Annotated in this window: 16 protein-coding genes and 1 tRNA gene; 8 read left to right on the top strand and 9 right to left on the bottom strand. The window is 72.2% G+C overall.

The genetic code is table 11. From position 1 onward, the window contains the following. Positions 1 to 17 precede the first annotated feature (17 nt). On the bottom strand, positions 18 to 1,211 hold the full coding sequence (locus tag ACFY32_RS02825) for a PP2C family protein-serine/threonine phosphatase (RefSeq protein WP_390673266.1): 1,194 nt from the start codon (positions 1,209 to 1,211) through the stop codon (positions 18 to 20). A 439-nt stretch (positions 1,212 to 1,650) separates the two neighbouring features. Between ACFY32_RS02825 and ACFY32_RS02820 the strand changes: the two genes are divergently transcribed. Together ACFY32_RS02820 and ACFY32_RS02815 are read left to right on the top strand one after the other, a co-directional pair. Further along, a complete protein-coding gene (locus ACFY32_RS02820; RefSeq protein ID WP_359201944.1) occupies positions 1,651 to 3,033 on the top strand; it encodes an NAD(P)/FAD-dependent oxidoreductase in 1,383 nt (460 codons plus the stop codon). A 196-nt stretch (positions 3,034 to 3,229) separates the two neighbouring features. Beyond that, positions 3,230 to 4,528 carry a class I SAM-dependent methyltransferase gene (locus ACFY32_RS02815; RefSeq protein ID WP_390673265.1) on the top strand — a complete coding sequence of 433 codons (1,299 nt, stop codon included), beginning with the start codon at positions 3,230 to 3,232 and terminating at the stop codon, positions 4,526 to 4,528. 54 nt (positions 4,529 to 4,582) lie between these two features. Here the strand turns inward: ACFY32_RS02815 and ACFY32_RS02810 are convergent, their stop codons facing one another. Together ACFY32_RS02810 and ACFY32_RS02805 are read right to left on the bottom strand one after the other, a co-directional pair. Beyond that, positions 4,583 to 7,111, bottom strand: a complete 2,529-nt coding sequence (locus ACFY32_RS02810) for an ABC transporter permease (protein WP_359201940.1) — start codon at positions 7,109 to 7,111, stop codon at positions 4,583 to 4,585. Between the two features lie 200 nt (positions 7,112 to 7,311). Then, positions 7,312 to 8,082 (bottom strand): ABC transporter ATP-binding protein, encoded by a 771-nt coding sequence (locus tag ACFY32_RS02805; RefSeq protein WP_359201938.1) that lies wholly within the window; start codon positions 8,080 to 8,082, stop codon positions 7,312 to 7,314. 394 nt (positions 8,083 to 8,476) lie between these two features. Between ACFY32_RS02805 and ACFY32_RS02800 the strand changes: the two genes are divergently transcribed. The 3 genes from ACFY32_RS02800 to ACFY32_RS02790 all read left to right on the top strand — a co-directional run bounded on the left by ACFY32_RS02800 (position 8,477) and on the right by ACFY32_RS02790 (position 11,009). Beyond that, a tRNA-Leu gene (locus tag ACFY32_RS02800) sits at positions 8,477 to 8,560 on the top strand. A 247-nt stretch (positions 8,561 to 8,807) separates the two neighbouring features. Then, the gene (locus tag ACFY32_RS02795; RefSeq protein WP_390673264.1) at positions 8,808 to 9,983 is read left to right on the top strand and encodes a 4-hydroxybenzoate 3-monooxygenase; all 1,176 of its coding nucleotides are present in this window, start codon (positions 8,808 to 8,810) and stop codon (positions 9,981 to 9,983) included. Positions 9,984 to 10,115: 132 nt separating this feature from the next. Beyond that, positions 10,116 to 11,009, top strand: a complete 894-nt coding sequence (locus tag ACFY32_RS02790; protein ID WP_390673263.1) for a Bax inhibitor-1/YccA family protein — start codon at positions 10,116 to 10,118, stop codon at positions 11,007 to 11,009. An 80-nt stretch (positions 11,010 to 11,089) separates the two neighbouring features. On the opposite strand, the gene ACFY32_RS02785 is transcribed toward ACFY32_RS02790, so the two are convergent. Further along, positions 11,090 to 11,320 (bottom strand): DUF4287 domain-containing protein, encoded by a 231-nt coding sequence (locus ACFY32_RS02785; protein WP_190205009.1) that lies wholly within the window; start codon positions 11,318 to 11,320, stop codon positions 11,090 to 11,092. Positions 11,321 to 11,422: 102 nt separating this feature from the next. Here ACFY32_RS02785 and ACFY32_RS02780 point away from each other — a divergent pair, with 102 nt between their 5' ends. Continuing rightward, on the top strand, positions 11,423 to 11,734 hold the full coding sequence (locus ACFY32_RS02780) for a hypothetical protein (protein WP_359201931.1): 312 nt from the start codon (positions 11,423 to 11,425) through the stop codon (positions 11,732 to 11,734). Between the two features lie 27 nt (positions 11,735 to 11,761). Here the strand turns inward: ACFY32_RS02780 and ACFY32_RS02775 are convergent, their stop codons facing one another. The 4 genes from ACFY32_RS02775 to ACFY32_RS02760 all read right to left on the bottom strand — a co-directional run bounded on the left by ACFY32_RS02775 (position 11,762) and on the right by ACFY32_RS02760 (position 16,579). Further along, positions 11,762 to 12,532, bottom strand: coding sequence for a hypothetical protein (locus ACFY32_RS02775; RefSeq protein WP_390673262.1), 771 nt, complete (start codon positions 12,530 to 12,532; stop codon positions 11,762 to 11,764). A 299-nt stretch (positions 12,533 to 12,831) separates the two neighbouring features. Continuing rightward, positions 12,832 to 14,052 (bottom strand): acetyl-CoA C-acetyltransferase, encoded by a 1,221-nt coding sequence (locus ACFY32_RS02770; RefSeq protein WP_390673261.1) that lies wholly within the window; start codon positions 14,050 to 14,052, stop codon positions 12,832 to 12,834. A gap of 41 nt (positions 14,053 to 14,093) precedes the next feature. Then, positions 14,094 to 15,308, bottom strand: coding sequence for an acyltransferase family protein (locus ACFY32_RS02765; RefSeq protein WP_390673260.1), 1,215 nt, complete (start codon positions 15,306 to 15,308; stop codon positions 14,094 to 14,096). A gap of 248 nt (positions 15,309 to 15,556) precedes the next feature. Further along, complete coding sequence (locus ACFY32_RS02760) at positions 15,557 to 16,579, bottom strand: SGNH/GDSL hydrolase family protein (protein WP_390673259.1); 1,023 nt, start codon at positions 16,577 to 16,579, stop codon at positions 15,557 to 15,559. Between the two features lie 173 nt (positions 16,580 to 16,752). Between ACFY32_RS02760 and ACFY32_RS02755 the strand changes: the two genes are divergently transcribed. Beyond that, positions 16,753 to 18,141 (top strand): cystathionine beta-synthase, encoded by a 1,389-nt coding sequence (locus ACFY32_RS02755; protein WP_359201922.1) that lies wholly within the window; start codon positions 16,753 to 16,755, stop codon positions 18,139 to 18,141. A gap of 423 nt (positions 18,142 to 18,564) precedes the next feature. Here ACFY32_RS02755 and ACFY32_RS02750 read toward each other — a convergent pair whose 3' ends face one another. Continuing rightward, positions 18,565 to 18,987, bottom strand: coding sequence for a hypothetical protein (locus ACFY32_RS02750; RefSeq protein WP_359201983.1), 423 nt, complete (start codon positions 18,985 to 18,987; stop codon positions 18,565 to 18,567). A gap of 154 nt (positions 18,988 to 19,141) precedes the next feature. On the opposite strand from ACFY32_RS02750, the gene ACFY32_RS02745 reads away from it, so the two are divergent. After that, entirely contained in the window at positions 19,142 to 19,987 is an 846-nt protein-coding gene (locus ACFY32_RS02745; RefSeq protein WP_359201920.1) for a MurR/RpiR family transcriptional regulator, read from the top strand. Positions 19,988 to 20,090 lie beyond the last annotated feature (103 nt).

The raw sequence follows: 20,090 nt of genomic DNA, 5'->3' as shown, positions 1-20,090 counted from the left end.
GTGCCGGCCCGGTCCCGTCAGTCGCCCGAGGGCGGCCCCGTCGACGTCACCGTGACCGTGATCAGGGCGAGGTCGTCGGTGAGGACGCCGCCCGCGTGGTGGTGGACCAGGCGGGTGAGGGTGTCGGCGACGGTCGGCGGGCCCTGTCGCCAGGAGGCGCGGAGCCCTTCCTCGGGGGAGAAGAAGACGCCGTCCCGGTCGCGTGCCTCCAGCAGGCCGTCGGTGCACATCAGCAGGACGTCGCCCGGGGGGAAGGGCCGGGTCTCGTACTCCCAGGGGCCCGGGTCCAGTTCGCCCATGCCGAGCGGGAGGCCGGGGTCGGCCGCCTCCCAGGTCCGTACGCCCTCGGGGCCCGCGAGGAACGCCTGGCAGTGGCCGCGGGTCAGCAGCCGCACCTCGCCGCCGCCGGCCGGGATCTCGGCGATCGCCGCGGTGACGAACTGCTCGTCGGCGACGCCGACCACGTCCGCGACCTCCGTGACCTCGCCGTCGGCCCCGCGCACGGCGGCCAGTTCGCGGGTGAAGCGGGTGACCGCCTCGTCCAGATGGCGGGCGAGCAGCGGCAGCGTCTCGGTGTGGTGGGCGGCCTCCCGGAAGCAGCCCACCAGCGCGGCCACGCTGGGGATCGCGTCGAGGCCCTTGCCGCGCACGTCGCCGATCAGCAGCCGCACCCCGTACCGGGTGCGCTCGGCGGCGTACAGGTCGCCGCCCACGGCCGCCGCGTGCGAGGCCGCCTCGTAGCGCACCGCGATCCAGGTCCGCCCCAGCCAGGCCCGCACCGGCGGCAGCACCGCCCGCTGCGCGTACTCGGCGGCCAGGCGGGCGCCCTGGAGCTGGTCGTACAGGGACAGCCGCAGGCGGCACAGCGGCACGGTGGCCCAGGCGAGCACGAACAGCGAGATGTAGTCGACGACGGCGTGGCTGCCGTCGACCGCCAGATGCCGGCCGAAGTAGAGCACGAGCAGCCCGGCCACGCTGGTCAGGACCGCGACCAGGACGACCATGCGCAGCGAGTACACGCAGGCCGCCATCATCGCCCCGAGTGCCAGCAGCAGGTCGCCGCTGAACGCCCCCGGCGTGGGCAGGTCCACCGCGAGCGCCAGGCCGATCAGCGCCAGCGGCAGCCACCGCGCCCAGGGGGGCACCACCGGTTCCCGGAACTCCGGGGGCGCGTGGGAGAGCAGCCCTGTCGCGCGGCGGTGCGGACTCATACGGCCCCTTCCTCTCTCCCAGCACCTTAAGGACGTATGAGCAGGTCGGCGAACGTGTGAGCGCGTTCGGGGGGTGCCCCGGGGGCCGGTCGGCGGGGCCCGCCGGGAAAGTTCGTGAAGTTCTTCACAAGAGATTGTCCCCTCCCGGACGACGAAAGCCGTTCCGTTGACCCTTTTGGGGGCTCAACTGCCGTTTGAACGTGTTCAGGAGGGGGTTGTGAAGGGGGTCGGGGAAGAGCGCCGAGACGGGGTGGCGCGGCCGGTCCGGAGGCCCGGAGCGGCAGCTCACGCGGTCTTGACGGGGGGTCTCCGGGGGCGGTCGGGACCCTCGTCCGGCATGACCCCGGCCAAGTGAGCGGGGGAGTGTAACACATACCCCGTAAGTCCTTGTGAAGGGGCGCACGAATGACCCCCCTGAGACGGGTGGATACTCGATGGCATGAGCACCACGGAGCGTCCCAGGATCCTCGTAGTAGGCGGTGGGTACGTAGGCCTGTACGCGGCTCGACGCATTCTGAAGAAGATGCGTTACGGAGAGGCGACCGTCACCGTCGTCGACCCCCGGTCGTACATGACCTACCAGCCCTTCCTCCCCGAAACCGCCGCCGGCAACATCTCCCCCCGCCACGTCGTCGTACCCCTGCGACGCGTGCTGCCGAAGGCGGAGGTGCTCACCGGCCGGGTCACCACCATCGACCAGGACCGCAAGGTCGCCACGATCGCCCCGCTGACCGGCGAGGCGTACGAGCTGCCCTTCGACTACCTGGTCATCGCCATGGGCGCGGTCTCCCGCACCTTCCCGATCCCCGGCCTCGCCGAGCAGGGCATCGGCATGAAGGGCATCGAGGAGGCCATCGGCCTGCGCAACCACGTCCTCGAACAGCTCGACAAGGCCGACTCCACCACCGACGAGGAGATCCGCCGCAAGGCGCTCACCTTCGTCTTCATCGGCGGCGGCTTCGCCGGCGCGGAGACCATCGGTGAGGTCGAGGACATGGCCCGGGACGCGGCCAAGTACTACAAGAACGTGTCCCGCGAGGACATGCGCTTCATCCTGGTCGACGCCGCCGACAAGATCCTCCCCGAGGTGGGTCCGAAGCTCGGCACGTACGGCAAGGAGCACCTGGAGGGCCGCGGGGTCGAGATCTACCTCTCCACCTCCATGGACTCCTGCGTCGACGGCCACGTGGTGCTGAAGAACGGGCTGGAGGTCGACGCGGGCACCATCGTGTGGACCGCGGGCGTCAAGCCCAACCCGGTCCTGTCCCGCTTCGGCCTGCCGCTCGGCCCGCGCGGCCACGTCGACACCGCCGCCACGCTCCAGGTGCAGGGCACCGACTACATCTGGGCCGCGGGCGACAACGCCCAGGTCCCGGACCTGGTCGGCCGCAAGAACGGCAACCCGAACGCCTGGTGCCCGCCCAACGCCCAGCACGCGCTGCGCCAGGCCAAGGTCCTCGGCGACAACGTGGTCTCCGGCATGCGGGGCTTCCCGCAGAAGGAGTACAGCCACGCCAACAAGGGCGCGGTCGCGGGTCTCGGCCTGCACAAGGGCGTCGCGATGATCGTCATGGGCAAGATGAAGATCAAGCTCAAGGGCCGGCTCGCCTGGTACATGCACCGCGCCTACCACGGCATGGCGATGCCGACGTTCAACCGCAAGATCCGCGTCTTCGCCGACTGGACGCTCGGCATGTTCCTCAAGCGCGAGGTCGTCTCGCTCGGCGCCGTCGAGACGCCGCGCGAGGAGTTCTACGAGGCCGCCAAGCCGGCCCCGGTCCCCGCCGCCGCGAAGACCGAGGAGAAGGCCAAGGCCTCCTGACCTCCGCCCCCCCCGCAGTTCCCCGAAGGGGCCGTCCGCCATCCGTGGTGCGGGCGGCCCCTTCGCCGTGCCCGCGCCCCAAGTGCATGCGCCGTACAGCTATTTTGCGTACTCATAACTCCAATGCGGGACTGCGGATCGGCCCGGCCGGTGTTTACGTAAGGAGTCAGCATCCGGTCTCACGGAGGTGTGCGCCATGGCAGACGCCGCGTCGCGGCTGAAGGGCCTCGTCGAACAGTTGCTGGGGGCCCCGCTCCCCGTCCGCGTCCGCGTCTGGGACGGGTCCGAGGCCAATCCGCCGGGCGGGCCCGTGCTCGTCGTCCGCAACCGCCGCGCACTGCGCCGTCTGCTGTTCAAGCCCGGCGAACTGGGCCTGGCCCGCGCCTGGGTGGCCGGTGACCTCGACATCGACGGAGACCTGTACGCCGCCCTGGACGTCCTCGCCGGGCTGATCTGGGAGCGCGGCGAGGACGCCCGGACCCTCGGCCAGGCGCTGCGTGACCCCGAGTTCCGCGCCGCCGTCCGCGGTCTGGTCCGGCTCGCCGGGCCGCCGCTGCCGCCCGCCCCGCCCGCCGAGGAGATGCGCCGCCGCGGCCACCTGCACACCCGCCGGACCGACAAGCGCGCCATCAGCCACCACTACGACGTCGGCAACGACTTCTACGAACTCGTCCTCGGCCCCTCCATGGTGTACTCCTGCGCCTACTGGCCCGCCCCCGAGTCCGCGGGCGGCACCCTGGAGCGGGCCCAGCGCGACAAGCTCGAACTGGTCGGCGTCAAGCTCGGCCTGAAGCCCGGGATGCGCCTGCTCGACGTCGGCTGCGGCTGGGGTTCCATGGCCATCCACGCCGCCCGCGAGCACGGCGTCGAGGTCGTCGGCGTCACCCTCTCCCAGGAGCAGGCGGCGTACGCCCGCAAGCGCGTCGCCGACGAGGGCCTCACCGACCGGATCGAGATCCGCGTCCAGGACTACCGGGACGTCACCGACGGCCCCTACGACGCGATCTCCTCCATCGGCATGGCCGAACACGTCGGCACCGAGAAGTACTTCGAGTACGCGCGGAGCCTGTTCGCCCTGCTCAAGCCGGGCGGACGGCTGCTCAACCACCAGATCGCCCGCCGCCCCCGGCGCGACGAGTCGGCGTACGACGTGGACGAGTTCATCGACGCCTACGTCTTCCCCGACGGCGAACTCGCCCCGGTCGGCACCACCGTCACCCAACTGGAGCGGGCCGGGTTCGAGGTCCGCGACGTGGAGTCGATCCGCGAGCACTACGCGCTCACCCTGCGCCGCTGGGTCGCCAACCTGGAGGCCGACTGGCGCCGGGCGACCCGGCTGGTCAGCCCCGGCCGGGCCCGGGTCTGGCGCCTGTACATGGCCGCCTCCGCGCTCGCCTTCGAGCACAACCGCATCGGCGTCAACCAGGTCCTGGCCGTGCGGACCCCGGAGTCCGGCGCCTCGGGCCTGCCGCTGCGCACCCGCACCTGGAACTGAACGGCGAGGGGCCCCGCTCCCGGACGGGAACGGGGCCCCTCGCGGGCGGACGGCTCACTCCGCGTTGATCGCCCGGAGCATGTTCAACCGGCCCGCCCGACGGGCCGGCCACAGCGCCGCCAGCACCCCCACGACCGCGGCCAGCAGCAGGAACACCGCCATCCGGGCCCACGGCAGCACCAGTTCGTACGTCGCCATCCGGGAGCCCAGCAGCTCACCGGCCGCCCAGCCGAAGAAGACGCCCAGGGCGATGCCCAGCACCCCGCCGAACAGGGAGATCACCAGGGACTCCAGGCGGACCATCCGCTTGACCCCCCGGCGGTCCAGGCCGATCGCCCGCAGCATGCCGATCTCCTGCTGGCGTTCGAACACCGACATCGCGAGGGTGTTGACGACGCCGAGGACGGCCACGATCACGGCCATGGCCAGCAGGCCGTAGAGCATGTTCAGCATCAGCGTGAACATCTGCGCGATCTCGTTGGAGAGGTCCTTCTTGTCCTGCACCTTGATCGCCGGGTTGCTGCCGAGGGCCTTCTCCAGCCCGTCCTCGGCCCCTTCGGAGGCGCCACCGGACGTCTTCACCAGCACCTGCATGTCGACGGGGTCGCTCTGGTGCGGGGCGAGGGCCGCGGTGTCGAGCAGGATGCCGCGGAACAGCTCGTTGCCCTCGTAGACCCCGGCGACCGTCAGCCGCTGCTTGACGCCGTCCTCGTAGGCGACCGTGAACGTCGAACCGGCCGTCCACTTGTGCGACTTGGCGGTGCCGTCGTCCACCACCACCTCGCTGCCGCTCACCCGGAAGGCCCCGTCCCGCACCCTCAGGTCGGTGAGCTTGCCGATGGAGGCGCCGGAGACGCCGGTGAGGTACTCGGTGTCGCCGTCGACGCGGGAGGCCGCGTTGCGCATCGGGCTGGTGGCGGTGACGCCGTCGGCGTGCGCGAGCTTGCGGGCGACGTCGGGGGAGAGCGGGTTGCCGTTGGCCATGGAGACCACGTAGTCCGCCTCGATGGCCGCCGCCGCCATCTTGTCGATCGACTTCTGCAGGCTGCCGGCCACCACCGTCATGCCGGTGATCAGGGTCAGGCCGATCATCAGCGCCGAGGCGGTGGCGGCGGTGCGGCGCGGGTTGCGCACCGAGTTCCGCCGGGCGAGCCCGCCGGCGACGCCGAACAGGCGCAGCACCGGGGCCGCCGCCGCGATCAGCGGGCGGGACAGCAGCGGCGTCAGCACGAACACGCCGATGATCAGCAGCACCGCGCCCAGCCCCATCGGGGCCTGCCCGTCCGAGCCGCTCATCGTCGTCGCCGTAAGGACCACCGCGACGCCGGCGGCGCAGAACAGCGCGCCGATCGTGTTCCGCAGCACCAGCGACTTGGTGGTCGCCTTCGCGTGCAGGCTGCTCATCGCCGCGACCGGCGGGATCTTCGCCGCGCGGCGGCTGGGCAGCCACGCCGCGAGCATGGTCACCAGGACGCCGACCGCGAGCGCGGTGGCCACCGTGCCGGGGGTGACCACCAGCGGCCCGTCCGGCACCGGCGTGTCGAAGGTGCCCATCAGGGCGCGCAGCCCGGCGCCGATGCCGATGCCGGCGGCCAGACCGACGACGGCGGCGGCCACGCCGACCACGAACGCCTCGATCAGCACCGACCGGGTGACCTGCCGGCGGGAGGCGCCGACCGCGCGCAGCAGCGCCAGCTCCTTGGTGCGCTGGGCGACCAGCATGGTGAAGGTGTTGGCGATGATGAACGTGCCGACGAACAGCGCGATCCCGGCGAAGACCAGCAGCCCCTGCTTCATGCCGCCCATCTGGGCGGAGATCGCCTCCGCCTGGTCCTCGGCCAGTCGGGCGCCGGTCGTGGTCTCGACCAGGTTCCGGGGCAGCGCCTTGTCCAGCTCCGCCTTGAGCGCGGCCTGGGTGACCCCCGGCTTCGCCGTCACGTCGATCTCGGCGTAGGTGCCCGCCTTGCCGAACAGCTTCTGCGCGGTCGCCGTGTCGAACAGGGCCAGGCTGCCGCCCGCCGCGACCGCTCCGTCGTCGGTGTCGAAGACGCCGGTGATCCGCGGGGTGAGCACCGGGCCGTCCACCGACAGGCGCACGGTGTCGCCGACCCGGTAGCCGGTACGGCCGGCGGTCGCCGAGTCGATGAGGACCTCGCCCTCGCCCTTGGGCGCGCGCCCGTCGGTCAGCGGGTACCGGGGGTCGTCGGTGCCCCAGTAGTTCCCGCCCTGGGTGCTGAAGCCGCCGCCGATCAGCTTGCCGTCCCGGTCGGCGACGGCGGTGAAACCGCGGACGACGCCCACGGCGGAGGCGGCGCCCGGCACCTTCGCGGCCTTGTCGAGCAGCGCGCCGGTCAGCTCGGGGACCTCGCCGACCCGGTCGCCCTCCGCCTCCTTGTACTCGGCGGAGACGGCGACGTCGACGTGGTCGAAGCCCTTGGCGGAACTGTTCTGGTAGGCGTCGGTGAGGGAGTTGGTGAAGACCAGGGTGCCGGAGACGAACGCGACGCCGAGCAGCACGGCGAGCACGGTCATCAGCAGCCTGGTCTTGTGCGCGAGGACATTGCGCAAGGCGGTACGGAACATGGGGTCTTCTCTGTCGGGAGATCCGGGTGGGGCGGGACGGGACGGGGCGAGGCGGGGCGGGATGGGACGAGGCGGGGCGAGGCGAGGCGGGGCGGGGCCGGGCGTCGGCTCGCGCGGCCCCCGGCGTCGAACCGCTTCAGCTCGCGCGGCCCCCGGCGTCGAACCGCTTCAGCTCGTGCGGCCCTTGGCGTCGAACCGCTTCAGCTCGTGCGGCCCTTGGCGTCGAACCGCTTCATCCGGTCCAGCACCGAGTCGGCCGTCGGCCCGTGCAGCTCGTCGACGATCCGGCCGTCCGCGAGGAAGACCACCCGGTCCGCGTACGCCGCCGCCACCGGGTCGTGGGTCACCATCACCACCGTCTGCCCCAGCTCCCGCACCGAGTTGCGCAGGAAGCCCAGGACCTCGGCACCGGAGCGGGAGTCGAGGTTGCCGGTCGGCTCGTCGCCGAAGACGATCTCCGGCCGGGAGGCCAGCGCGCGGGCCACGGCGACGCGCTGCTGCTGGCCGCCGGAGAGCTGGGAGGGCCGGTGCCCGAGCCGCCCGGACAGCCCCACCATCGCGATCACGGTGTCCAGCCACTGCCGGTCCGGCTTGCGGCCGGCGATGTCCATCGGGAGGGTGATGTTCTCCAGCGCCGACAGCGTCGGCAGCAGGTTGAACGCCTGGAAGATGAAACCGATCTTGTCCCGGCGCAGCCTGGTCAACTGGCGGTCCTTCAGAGAGCCCAGCTCGGTGTCCCCGACGCGCACCGAACCGGACGAGAAGGTGTCCAGCCCGGCCACGCAGTGCATCAGCGTGGACTTGCCGGAGCCGGACGGCCCCATGATCGCGGTGAAGCGGCCGCGCGGGAAGTCGACGGTGACCCGGTCCAGGGCGACCACCTGGGTCTCGCCCTGTCCGTAGATCTTCGACAGGTCCGTGGCGCGTGCGGCCACGTCGGTCGAGCGGTCGGCGATGGGTGCAGTCGTCACGGAAGAGGCACTCCTGTCGGTACGGCGGTGTGTCGGGGGGACGTGAACCATCGTCCCGGCCGCGCGGCGCCGTGGAGTCAGCCGCAGTTCCGGTTCCCGGGGGCGACTCCGGTCGGACGGCTGGGCCTCGTGTCATACCTGGGGATGACGGCCGGCCCCGACGTGCGCATCAGGTCGAGAACCGGTGGAGCACCCTCGTTCGGGCGGTGAAATTCCGTCATTCCGCGCACACGGCGGAGGAGCGCGCGTAACGCTATTGGCAGGTGCCGACGACCTGTTAGTCGGTCTGATGCTCCCTCAGACGCCAATAAAATAAGACAACATCGGTCCACCCGACCGCTGTTCGGGTGGGGTGTCCCGATAGGCTCGAACCTCGACGCGGGGCCCACGGCCTGCCCGGATGGTGGAATGCAGACACGGCGAGCTTAAACCTCGCTGCCCCTTCGCGGGCGTGCCGGTTCGAGTCCGGCTCCGGGCACATACCGCCGCATGCGTCGGCCTGTGAGAAGGCCGCGACGACGCCCCCCGACCGCCTCGCCGGCGCACCGATGGCGCACCACGCACCGAAATGGCATTCCCGCACCCGTTGACACCGGGCGCGTGCGGTCGGAAACTCACGTCAGCGTTTGGTGAAGGAAATTTCACCAGGCGAACAAGATGAACAAGGGACCCCGCACCAGCGGACACCACCCCACGGGCAACGACGCCAATCGAAGGGACGACCGATGCGCACCACCGTCGGCATCATCGGAGCAGGCCCCGCCGGACTCCTCCTCGCCCGGCTGCTCCACAACGCCGGGATCGACTCGGTCGTCCTGGAGAGCCGCGACCGGGAGTACGTGGAGCACCGGCAGCGCGCCGGAATCCTGGAGCAGGGCACGGTGGACGTGCTGCGCGAGGCCGGCGCCGGGGAGCGCATGGACCGCGAGGGCCTGCGCCACGACGGCATCGAGCTGAGGTTCGACAGGAAACGGCACCGCGTCGACTTCCCCGCGCTCACCGGCGGCCGGTCGGTGATGGTGTACGCGCAGACCGAGGTCTGCAAGGACCTGATCGCCCTCCAGCTCAAGGAGGGCGGCCCGCTGCTGTTCGAGACGGAGGCGCTGGCCGTCGAGGGCGCCGACACCGACCGCCCCCGGGTCCGCTTCCGCCGCGCGGGCGTCGAGGACGTACTGGAGTGCGAGTACGTCGTCGGCTGCGACGGCTTCTGGGGTGTGGCCCGCAAGGCGGTCCCCGCCGAACTCACCCGCACTTTCGAACGGACGTACCCGTTCGGCTGGCTCGGCATCCTCGCCGACGTCGCGCCCTCGCACGACGAGCTGGTCTACGCCCGGCACGACCGCGGCTTCGCCCTGCTCTCCATGCGCTCCCCGTCCGTCTCCCGCCTCTACCTCCAGGTCCCGGCCGGCACCGACGCCGGGCAGTGGAGCGACGAGGAGATCTGGGCCGAGCTGGAACGCCGCTTCGAGACCGGCGACGACTGGCGCCTGGAGCGCGGCCCGATCACCCAGAAGTCGGTCACCCCCATGCGGTCCTACGTCCACGAACCCATGCGGCACGGCCGGCTCTACCTCGCCGGCGACGCGGCCCACATCGTGCCGCCCACCGGCGCCAAGGGCCTCAACCTCGCCGTCGGCGACGTCGTCACCTTCGCGCGGGCGCTGGTCCACCGGCGCGAGACCGGCTCCGAGGCCCTGCTCGACGCCTACTCCGCCACCTGCCTGCGCCGGGTCTGGCAGGCCGAGCGCTTCTCCTACGACATGACCACGCTGCTGCACCGCGCCCCCGACGCCACCGCCTTCGAGGACCGCCTGCAGACCGCCCGCCTGGAGCGGATCGCCTCCTCCCGGGCCGCCGAGACCGACCTCGCCGAGGCGTACACCGGCTTCCCCCTCGGCTGAGGGGAATCACCGGCCCGCGCGGCGTGTTCCGCCCGGTGAGAGGGAAAGATCCTCCCCAAGCACTAGGGTCATCCCTTTGCCGTTCTATTACTCTTGAGCCAAGGCCACGCAGTGTGGCCATGGAGGAGTGAAATGAGGAGCAGAAACCCGGTCTTCTCGCGACGGGGGTTCAGCCGCGACAACGGCTACGCGGGCTTCAACACCGCGCCGCAGGCCGGGGGACCCGCCGTCGCCACGCAGGGCAACCCGTACGCCCAGCCGACCGGCAACCCGTACGCGCAGAACCCGTACGCCCAGCAGGACCTCCAGTACGGTGCGCCGCCGCAGGCGCCCGCCACCACCGACCGGATGACGATCGACGACGTAGTGCTGCGCACCGGCACCACGCTCGGCGTGCTCATCGTCACCGCGGCGCTGTCCTGGGCCCTGCTGCCCGTCGACGACGCCAACATCTCGCGGTCCTACGGCATCGCCGTCGGCGCCGCCCTGGTCGGCATGGTGCTGGCGCTCGTCCAGTCCTTCAAGCGCACGGCCGTGCCCGCGCTGATCCTGGCCTACGCCGCGCTCGAGGGCGTCTTCCTCGGCGTGGTCTCCAGCGTCGTCGACAACCGCATCGCGGACGGCGCCGCCATGCAGGCCGTGATCGGCACCATGGCGGTCTTCGCCGGTGTGCTGGTCGCCTACAAGGCGGGCTGGATCAGGGTCAACCGGCGCTTCGTCGGCTTCGTGCTGGCCGCCTCGCTCGGCTTCGTCCTGCTGATGATGGTGAACCTGCTGTTCGCCGTCTTCGGCGGCGGTGACGGCCTCGGCTTCCGCAGCGGCGCCCTCGGCGTCGTCTTCGGTGTCGTCGGCGTCATCCTCGGCGCCCTCTTCCTCGCCATGGACTTCAAGCAGGTCGAGGACGGCATCGCCTACGGCGCCCCGCGCAAGGAGGCCTGGCTCGCCGCCTTCGGCCTCACCCTGACGCTGGTCTGGCTCTACCTGGAGTTCCTGCGCCTGATCGCGATCCTGAACAGCAACGACTGACCCCGCCCGCCCGGCACAAGGGCCCCCGGCGATCCCGCCGGGGGCCCTTCGGCGTGCACGGGACGCCGCCTGCCGCGCTCCTAGGCCAGCCGGCGCGCGGCCCTCCTCAGGTCGTACTCGTGCACGATCGCCTTGGCGTGGCCGTAGGCGAGGTTGTGCTCGTGCCGGAGCCAGCTCACCTTCTCCTCGAAGCGGAAGAGAGCGGGACCTTCCTCGACGGTGCGCAGCCAGTCGGCGATCTCACGACCGGTGCAATGGGGGATGCGGGCGAGCAGATTCCGATGGGTCTCCTCGGAGAGGACATGGGACATCGGCGCCTCCGGACGTATGGGATGTAAGCCGGTCCTTCAGGTCACCGTGCCTGAGCGCCGGTCCGTTGGCAACAGTCCCGCACCGCCGCGTACGCTCACGCCGTGGTTGATACGACGCCCCTGACCCGCGCGGTCGAGCACTTCGCCGACCGGCTCCGGGCCGCCCCGCAGAGCCGTCTGCAGCGCGGCGCCGCCGCCGAGGCACTGGAACTGGCCCGGGAGATGTCCCGCCGCGCCCAACGGGCCGAGGACCCCGAAGCCGAGCCCCGCGAGATGCCGGACGCCGGGATGTTCGCCGCCGCCGACCAGATCACCGTCGCCGGCAACGACCTCGCGGTCGTCCTGCGCGACGGGGCGGAGGTGGCGGAGGCCGTACGGCTGGTGCTCCGGGCACAGGAACGCGCCGGGGTGTGACCCGGCGCGGCCGTCGGTCCGGTGCGGCTAGAGCGAGGCGATGACCCGGTCCGCCAGGACGTACACGCTCTCCGCGCCGCAGGCGAAGGTCAGCGCGTAGGCGCCCGAGACCCCCGAGCCGCCCAGCAGCACCGGGACGTCGCCCGCGCGCAGCGCCGCGGCCAGGCGCTCCGCGGTCTCCCGGTGGCCCGGCGTCATGCACAGCGTCGTCCCGTCCACGAAGACGTACACGTCCAGCGTGCCCAGCGGCCCCGGACGGACGTCCGTCAGCTCCACCTGCCCGGCGGCCAGCTCCTCCAGCACGGCGAGGGTGCGCTCGTGGTCGCTGATCACCGGCGAGGGGTTGGGCACGAAGTCCGGGTGCGAGGGGTGCCGGCGGCGGGCGGCGGCCAGCTCGGCGGAGTCGCCCAGCGGCTCCTCGGTGTCCGTCACCGGCTCCAGGCCCACGAAGTCGGCCTGCCGGGGCAGATACGGCTCGCTGTCGGACAGCCCCAGCAGCAGCGGGGTGTCGGAGGCGTCGCGGGCCTCCTGCGCGGCCCAGAACGCCCGCGCCTCGGCCAGTTCCCGCTCCCGCTCCTCGGCCAGCGCCTGGGCCACGGCGGACCGTATCTCATCGGCGTCGGCCGTGGTCCGGGCGGCGGGCACCCGGCCGCGCGGGGCCGCGGCGCGGCTCTCGGCCAGCTCGGTGTGCAGGGCCGCCACCTGGCGGCGCAGCACCCGCACGCCGCGCAGGACGGCGACGCCCACGGCGCCGGTGGCTGCCGTGGTGAGCAGCAGGGCGATCGATGTGGCGCTCACTGACGTACTCCCGGTTCAAAGTCGACCCCCGACTTCCTACCTCAGCTTGACGGGCGGACTGACCCGCTGTCAGTGCGTAACGTCACGAACCGGACAGGACTTTGGGCCCGCACCTCACCGGTACGGCCCATCTGACCTGCGAAAATTTCGACGGCGAGGGAGATAGGTCACATCCTGGGGGCGATTGGGTCACAAAACGGCCCAGAACCCTGGCGTTCCGGGGTTCCGGGCCGTATGTGACGCTCGGTCGCGGGCGCGCTACCGAAGGTCGTGCGGACGCGCTGCCGAAGGTCGTGCGGTCAGCTCAGGCGCTCGATGACCATGGCCATGCCCTGGCCGCCGCCGACGCACATGGTCTCCAGGCCGAACTGCTTGTCGTGCCACTGGAGGGAGTTGATCAGCGTGCCGGTGATACGGGCGCCGGTCATGCCGAAGGGGTGGCCGACCGCGATGGCGCCGCCGTTGACGTTCAGCTTCTCCAGCGGGATGCCCAGCTCGCGGTAGGAGGGGATCACCTGGGCGGCGAACGCCTCGTTGATCTCGACCAGGTCGATGTCGTCGATGGTCAGTCCGGCGCGGGCCAGCGCCTGCTTGCTCGCCTCGACCGGGCCGAGGCCCATGATCTCGGGGGAGAGGCCGGAGACGCCGGTGGAGACGATCCGGGCCAGCGGGGTCAGGCCCAGCTCGCGGGCCTTGGTGTCGCTCATGATCACCAGGGCGGCGGCGCCGTCGTTGAGCGGGCAGCAGTTGCCGGCCGTGACCATGCCGTCGGGGCGGAAGACGGGCTTGAGGCCCTGGACGCCCTCCATGGTGACGCCGGGACGCGGGCCGTCGTCCTTGCTGACCACCGTGCCGTCGGGGAGGGTCACCGGGGTGATCTCGCGCTCCCAGAAGCCGTTCTTGATGGCCTCCTCGGCGAGATTCTGCGAGCGGACGCCGAACTCGTCCATCTCCTGGCGGGTGACGCCCTTGACGCGGGCCAGGTTCTCGGCGGTCTGGCCCATCGCGATGTACGGGTCGGGCAGCAGGCCGTCCTCGCGCGGGTCGTGCCAGGTGGTGCCCTCCTGCTGGGCGACCTCGGCGGTGCGGGCCTCGGCCTCCGCGAACAGCGGGTTGTGCGTGTCCGGGAGGCTGTCGGAGTTGCCCTTGGTGAAGCGGGAGACCAGCTCGACGCCGGCCGAGATGAAGACGTCGCCCTCGCCGGCCTTGATGGCGTGCAGCGCCATGCGGCTGGTCTGCAGGGAGGAGGAGCAGTACCGGGTGACCGTGCAGCCGGGCAGGTGGTCCATGCCCATCTGTACGGCGACGATCCGGCCGAGGTTGTTGCCCTGCTCGCCGCCGGGCAGGCCGCAGCCGAGCATCAGGTCGTCGATGTCCCTCGGGTCCAGCTCCGGGACCCTGGCGAGGGCGGCCTGCACGATGGTGGCGGCCAGGTCGTCCGGGCGCAGTTCCTTGAGCGAGCCCTTGAAGGCGCGGCCGATGGGGGAGCGGGCGGCTGAGACGATCACGGCTTCGGGCATCACGGCTCCAGACGACGGACGGTAGGGGCGTACCGGCGAAATTACCCGTAGGTAGGCTCCCGGTCACTGTCATTGTGATGTGATGCGGACCTCTTTTCCAAGCGCTTGCTTAGCGCGTCGGAGGCGGACCGGGCCGGCGGAACGGCGGGCCGCTCCACGGAGGGGCCGGCGGACGGACCGGCAGACGGACCGGCGGACGGACCGGCGGGGGCGGGCAGCGGGGCGAACAGCAGCCGGTCCACCGGCGGCCGGGTCAGCGGCCGGACCAGTCGCCGCACCGGCGGCGAGGCCAGCACCACCGTCAGCGCCACCGCGAACAGCAGCAGCCCGGCCAGCTCCCAGCGGGTGTCGGCCCGCTCGATCAGGCCCTTCTCCCGCAGCGGCAGGATCACCAGCGGATGCAGCAGATAGACGGTGAAGCCGCCCGAGCCCAGGACCGAGATCAGCGGCAGCCGCCGCTTCGGCATCACCCGCAGCAGGCACACGACCAGTCCCGCCGCCGAGGCCAGCACCAGCAGCCGTACCAGCCAGGCGCCCCCCATGCCCAGCGGGGTGTCGGCGACGTACGCGTGCCGCATCGACAGCCAGGTGCCCTTGACCCGCGCGTGCCACAGCAGCCCCACGGCGCCCGAGCCGATGAGGCCCGCCACCGCGACCGGCAGGCTCCAGCGGGCCGTGAACCAGTCCCGCAGCAGGCCCTGGCCCAGTCGCCAGCCGAAGTAGAACAGGGGCAGGTAGACCAGGGTGCGGCTGGCCGAGAAGGTCAGCCCGAACTCGTTCACGTACCCGACCGCGAGGGCGACCGCCGTGGTGATCAGCAGGGGGTGCCGCAACTGGACGACCAGCGGCAGCAGCAGCCGCCAGAAGAACAGCGACATCAGGAACCACAGCGTCCACGGCAACTGGGCCACGTAAAGCTTCCAGGGGCCGCCGAGCGCGTACTGCTCCAGCGAGAACAGCAGGCTGAAGACGAGCGCGGGCAGCACGATGCTGCGCAGCAGGGTGCGGGTCCGGCGCGGGCCGAGCGGGGCCGCGCTGCTGAAGACGCCGGCCAGCACGACGAAGACCGGCACCCGGAACGCCCAGGTCGCGACGTGGAAGACGCCCAGCGACTCATGGCGGCTCATGATGCTGCCGGTGGTGTGCAGGACCACGATCAGCGCGGCCGAGACGAACCGGGTGTTGTCCCACCAGGGGTCCCGGTCGGGGTCGGTGCCCCCTGGGCGGTCGGCGGGTCTCGGCAGCGGGTTCGGCATCGCGGGCACAGGCTCCTGACAGTTTGATCACAGAATGAGAGCCGCCCACCCTCCCCACCCCGGGGAAGCCGGGGGTTACGGGGGGCGGCCCGTTCGGTGAACGTCGCGTGTACGGCAGGCCCTGGCGCGGCGCGGCCGTGCGCGGGGGCGGCCGGTGGTGCCCGTGCGCGGGAGGATCGCGCTGTCGGCCACGGCGGAACGGGGCCCGGCGACGAGCGCGCCGAGGGCCGGGACAGGCCGGAGCCGGTTCAGTCGGGCACCGCGGTGTTCAGTACCGCCTCCGGGACCCGGCGGCGCCTGCGGCGCTTGAGGAGGGCCCAGGGGCCGCGCGGGCCCGACGGCATCGCGGCCGCGACCTCGGTGCCCGCCTCCGAGGCGGCCTCCGCCGCCGCCCGCGCCACCGGCAGGAAGCCCTCGCGGCGGGAGACGTCCGGACGCTCCTCGTCCGCCGGCCACAGGCCGAGCGCCGCGCACACCGACGGCAGCAGCGCCATCGCGGCGGTGGCGTACCCCTCGGCCGACGGATGGTAGTTGTCCGGGCCGAACAGCTCGCGGGGGTTCTCCGCGAACTCCGGGCCCAGCAGGTCGCCCAGCGACACCGTGCGCCCGCCCTGCTCCACCACCCCGATCGTCTGCGCCGCCGCCAACTGCCGGGAGACGTGCCGGGCCAGCCACCGCAGCGGCTGCCGCACCGGCTCGATGGTGCCCAGGTCGGGACAGGTGCCGACGACCACCTCCGCGCCGGCCGTGCGCAGCCGCCTCACCGCCCCCGCCAGATGCCGTACCGAACGGGTGGGCGGCATCCGGTGGGTGACGTCGTTGGCCCCGATCATGATCACGCAGATGTCCGGCACCCGCACCGGGTCGGCCAGCACCAGCGCCACCTGCCGGTCCAGGTCGTCCGACCGGGCCCCCGGCTGCGCGACGGACCGCAGGTGCACCGGCCGCTCGGCGACCGCCGCCAGCCCGGACGCCAGCAGCGCGCCCGGCGTCTGCCCGGCCCGGTGCACCCCCTGCCCGGCCGCCGTGGAGTCGCCCAGCATCACCAGCCTCAGCGGCGGCTCACCGGACGGCGGCAGGGTGCCCCCGTACAGCCCCTCCGCGTTCGGCACCCTGCCGGGTGTGCCGGCGCCCACCCGGCGCCGGGCCAGCCGCACCTCCGCCAGCAGCACTCCGACCGCCGCCGCACCGGCCAGGCCGATGCCGCCGCCGCCGTAAGCCGCGCCGGCCGCGATCCGCCGGGCCACCCTCGCCCTCGACATGCTCGTCATGCGTCGCCGCCACCTCCTTGCGAGCCGTACACCCACTGCTTGCCCCGTACGGACCGTCGCCCAATCTCCACGGACGGTGAACGACCGTCACGGGACCACGCCGGGGGCGGCAGGCCATAGGCTGGCCGGCACAACCATCACGACCACATCTTTCGCGGCATCCGGAGACAACGGTGCAATTCCACGACTCGATGATCAGCCTCGTCGGCAACACCCCGCTGGTGCGGCTCAACAACGTGACCAAGGGGATCAGGGCCACCGTCCTGGCCAAGGTCGAGTACTTCAACCCGGGCGGCTCGGTGAAGGACCGCATCGCCCTCAGGATGATCGAGGCCGCCGAACAGAGCGGCGAGCTGCGGCCCGGCGGCACCATCGTCGAGCCGACCAGCGGCAACACCGGCGTGGGACTCGCTATCGTGGCCCAGCAGAAGGGCTACAAGTGCATCTTCGTCTGCCCCGACAAGGTGTCCACCGACAAGATCAACGTGCTGCGCGCGTACGGCGCCGAGGTCGTCGTCTGCCCCACCGCGGTCGCCCCCGAGCACCCCGACTCGTACTACAACGTCTCCGACCGGCTGGTCCGTGAGACGCCGGGGGCCTGGAAGCCCGACCAGTACTCCAACCCGCACAACCCGCTCTCCCACTACCACTCGACCGGCCCCGAGCTGTGGGAGCAGACGGAGGGCAGGATCACCCACTTCGTCACGGGCGTCGGCACCGGCGGCACCATCTCCGGCACCGGCCGCTACCTCAAGGAGGTCAGCGACGGCCGGGTCAAGGTGATCGGCGCCGACCCCGAGGGCTCGGTCTACTCCGGCGGCTCCGGCCGCCCGTACCTCGTCGAGGGCGTCGGCGAGGACTTCTGGCCCACCGCCTACGACCGGACGGTCGCCGACGAGATCGTCGCCGTCTCCGACAAGGACTCCTTCCAGATGACCCGCCGCCTGGCCAAGGAGGAGGGCCTGCTGGTGGGCGGCTCCTGCGGGATGGCCGTCGTCGGCGCGCTGCGGGTCGCCGAGCGGCTCGGCGAGGACGACGTGGTGGTCGTCCTCCTCCCCGACAGCGGGCGCGGCTACCTCAGCAAGATCTTCAACGACGAGTGGATGGCCGACTACGGCTTCCTGGAGGACACCGGCCCCAGCGCCCGCGTCGCCGACGTGCTGAACCACAAGGAGCACGGCTCCATCCCCTCGCTGGTCCACATGCACCCCGACGAGACGGTCGGCCAGGCCATCGAGGTGCTGCGCGAGTACGGCGTCTCCCAGATGCCGATCGTCAAGCCCGGCGCGGGCCACCCGGACGTGATGGCCGCCGAGGTCGTCGGCTCGGTCGTCGAACGCGAGCTGCTGGACGCCCTGTTCACCCAGCGCGCCTCGCTGGACGACCCGCTGGAGAAGCACATGTCGGCGCCGCTGCCGCAGGTCGGCTCCGGCGAACCGGTGGCGGACCTGATGAGCGTGCTCGGCGTGGCGGACGCGGCGATCGTCCTGGTCGAGGGCAAGCCCACCGGCGTGGTGAGCCGCCAGGACCTGCTGGCCTTCCTCGCGGGCCCGGCGAAGTAGCGACCGGACGGGGCGGCCGGGGGAGAGCCGGACACGCCGCGGCGAACGCGGGGTGAACCGCCGGTGACCACGGCGAACGTGCGGTGGACCACGGGTTGTCGAGTCTTCGCGAACTGGTACGAGCGCGTCACGTGTACGCAGCACACGCTTAACACGGGTACGGCACATTAGGGGTTGTCGGCAGGGCGGGAGCGGCTCCCCGCCCCGGCCGGCACCGAACGGCGCCAAGGACCTTCCGGAGCGGCTCCCGGACCTCCATGGACGCCACGGACGCGCGGCCCGGTCCCGGACCCGGCCCCGTGTCCCTCGCGGGGACCGCCGTCGTCCCGCCCCCCGGCAACGGGGGTGCGGCGGTCCCCGCGCATCACTGCGTTCCGTACCGCTTCCCGTGCCGGACGCGGGGACGCCGGACTCCGCGCGGGCTCAGTCCTTCCAGTCGTCGTCCCGGCCGCCACGGCGCCTGGACGACGGGCCGGACCAGGTGCGAGCGGCCTGGACGACGTTGACCCCGACGATGCCCGCCCAGGCCACCAGCAGTCCCGACAGGTCGGCGACGCCGCCCCCGATCGCGGACAGTGGCACCGCGAGCACCAGCGTGACGATCCCGAAGCCGAACCGCTCTCCCCAGGTGTCCGTGGGCTGTGGCGACCGCGAGTCCCGGGCCACCGTCATCTGCTGCTCCGCGAACTGCCGGCGCACCCGGCGCTCCACCGCGCCGTCGAGGCGTTGATCGACCTTCTCCAGGAACGAGTCGACCAGCGCGGACTCGTACTCCTCGCCCAGTTCTTTGCGGGCCTGCAGGGTGGCGTCGAGTTCTTTCCTCAGATCGGCGTCCCGTGCGTCCATTCCCGTCATGTCAGCCACCGTACGGAAGCGGACCGGTTTACGGCACTGGGGACAGCCCCCGGATCGGGACGGAGGAGAACCCGGCGCTGTATAACGGTATGCAGAATTCAGGGGCCGTGAATAGGTCGCGGAGCGGGTCGAGGGGGAGCACGTCATGAGCGGGACCGAGAGCCCGGCAGCGAGGCTTCAGGCGCTGTTCGAGGGGCACCGGCTGACGCCCACCCAGCGCCGGATCGCGCACAGCATGGTCCGGCGCGCCGCCGACGTGCCGTTCCTGTCCAGCGTGGAACTGGCCGAACTGGCCGGGGTCAGCCAGCCCTCCGTGACCCGCTTCGCCGTCGCCCTCGGCTTCGACGGCTACCCGGCGCTCCGCCGCCACCTGCGCGAGGTCGCGCCCGCCGCGGGGCCGGCCGCGGACGCCGGGGCGCCCAACGAGTACCAGCAGGCGGTCGAGGCCGAGATCGAGAACCTGCGCCACCTCGCCGAGGCGCTCGCCGATCCCGCGCCGGTCCGGGAGGCGGGCCGGGTCCTGGCCGGGAGCCGGCCGCTGCTCGTCCTGGGGCTGCGGGCCGCCGCCGCCCAGGCCCACGGGTTCGCCTACTTCGCCGCCAAGGTCCACCCGGACGTCCGGCTGCTGAACGAGGGCGGCACCATGCTCCACGACCGCGTCGACGCCGCCGCGCGGGCCGGCGCGAACGCCCTGCTCTGCTTCGCGCTGCCCCGGCACCCCCGTGAGGTCGTCGACGCCCTCGCCCACGCCAAGGAGGCCGGGCTCACCGTGGTCACCGTCGCCGACTCCGCCTTCGCGCCGGTCGCCAAGGTGTCCGACCTGCTGCTGCCCGCCGCCGTCGGCACCGGCCTCGCCTTCGACACGGCGTGCGCGCCGATGCTGCTCGGCCGGGTGCTGCTGGAGGCGATGTGCGACGGCCTGCCGGAGGCCCAGGCACGGCTGGAGGAGTTCGACGCGCGGGCCACCGCGCGGGGCCTCTTCGTGGAGTGAGCGCCGGGGCCCGGACGGCGGGGGCCGTTCTCATTCTCGTCTCACTTTCTGCCGCTAGTCTGCCGCCTCTGACACACCCTTCGGACGCTTCGCAGGACTGACT

Source organism: Streptomyces sp. NPDC000134, assembly GCF_042899225.1.
GTDB lineage: Bacteria > Actinomycetota > Actinomycetes > Streptomycetales > Streptomycetaceae > Streptomyces.
The sequence above is the reverse complement of the archived record's forward strand: the minus strand, read 5'-3'. Positions and strand labels throughout refer to the sequence as shown.

Excerpts from the sequence above, each read along its gene's own strand:
- ACFY32_RS02825 (WP_390673266.1), bottom strand. The coding sequence starts at position 1,211 with ATGAGTCCGCACCGCCGCGCGACAGGGCTGCTCTCCCACGCGCCCCCG.
- ACFY32_RS02820 (WP_359201944.1), top strand. The coding sequence starts at position 1,651 with ATGAGCACCACGGAGCGTCCCAGGATCCTCGTAGTAGGCGGTGGGTAC.
- ACFY32_RS02815 (WP_390673265.1), top strand. The coding sequence starts at position 3,230 with ATGGCAGACGCCGCGTCGCGGCTGAAGGGCCTCGTCGAACAGTTGCTG.
- ACFY32_RS02810 (WP_359201940.1), bottom strand. The coding sequence starts at position 7,111 with ATGTTCCGTACCGCCTTGCGCAATGTCCTCGCGCACAAGACCAGGCTG.
- ACFY32_RS02795 (WP_390673264.1), top strand. The coding sequence starts at position 8,808 with ATGCGCACCACCGTCGGCATCATCGGAGCAGGCCCCGCCGGACTCCTC.
- ACFY32_RS02790 (WP_390673263.1), top strand. The coding sequence starts at position 10,116 with ATGAGGAGCAGAAACCCGGTCTTCTCGCGACGGGGGTTCAGCCGCGAC.
- ACFY32_RS02785 (WP_190205009.1), bottom strand. The coding sequence starts at position 11,320 with ATGTCCCATGTCCTCTCCGAGGAGACCCATCGGAATCTGCTCGCCCGC.
- ACFY32_RS02770 (WP_390673261.1), bottom strand. The coding sequence starts at position 14,052 with ATGCCCGAAGCCGTGATCGTCTCAGCCGCCCGCTCCCCCATCGGCCGC.
- ACFY32_RS02765 (WP_390673260.1), bottom strand. The coding sequence starts at position 15,308 with ATGCCGAACCCGCTGCCGAGACCCGCCGACCGCCCAGGGGGCACCGAC.
- ACFY32_RS02760 (WP_390673259.1), bottom strand. The coding sequence starts at position 16,579 with ATGACGAGCATGTCGAGGGCGAGGGTGGCCCGGCGGATCGCGGCCGGC.
- ACFY32_RS02750 (WP_359201983.1), bottom strand. The coding sequence starts at position 18,987 with ATGGACGCACGGGACGCCGATCTGAGGAAAGAACTCGACGCCACCCTG.
- ACFY32_RS02745 (WP_359201920.1), top strand. The coding sequence starts at position 19,142 with ATGAGCGGGACCGAGAGCCCGGCAGCGAGGCTTCAGGCGCTGTTCGAG.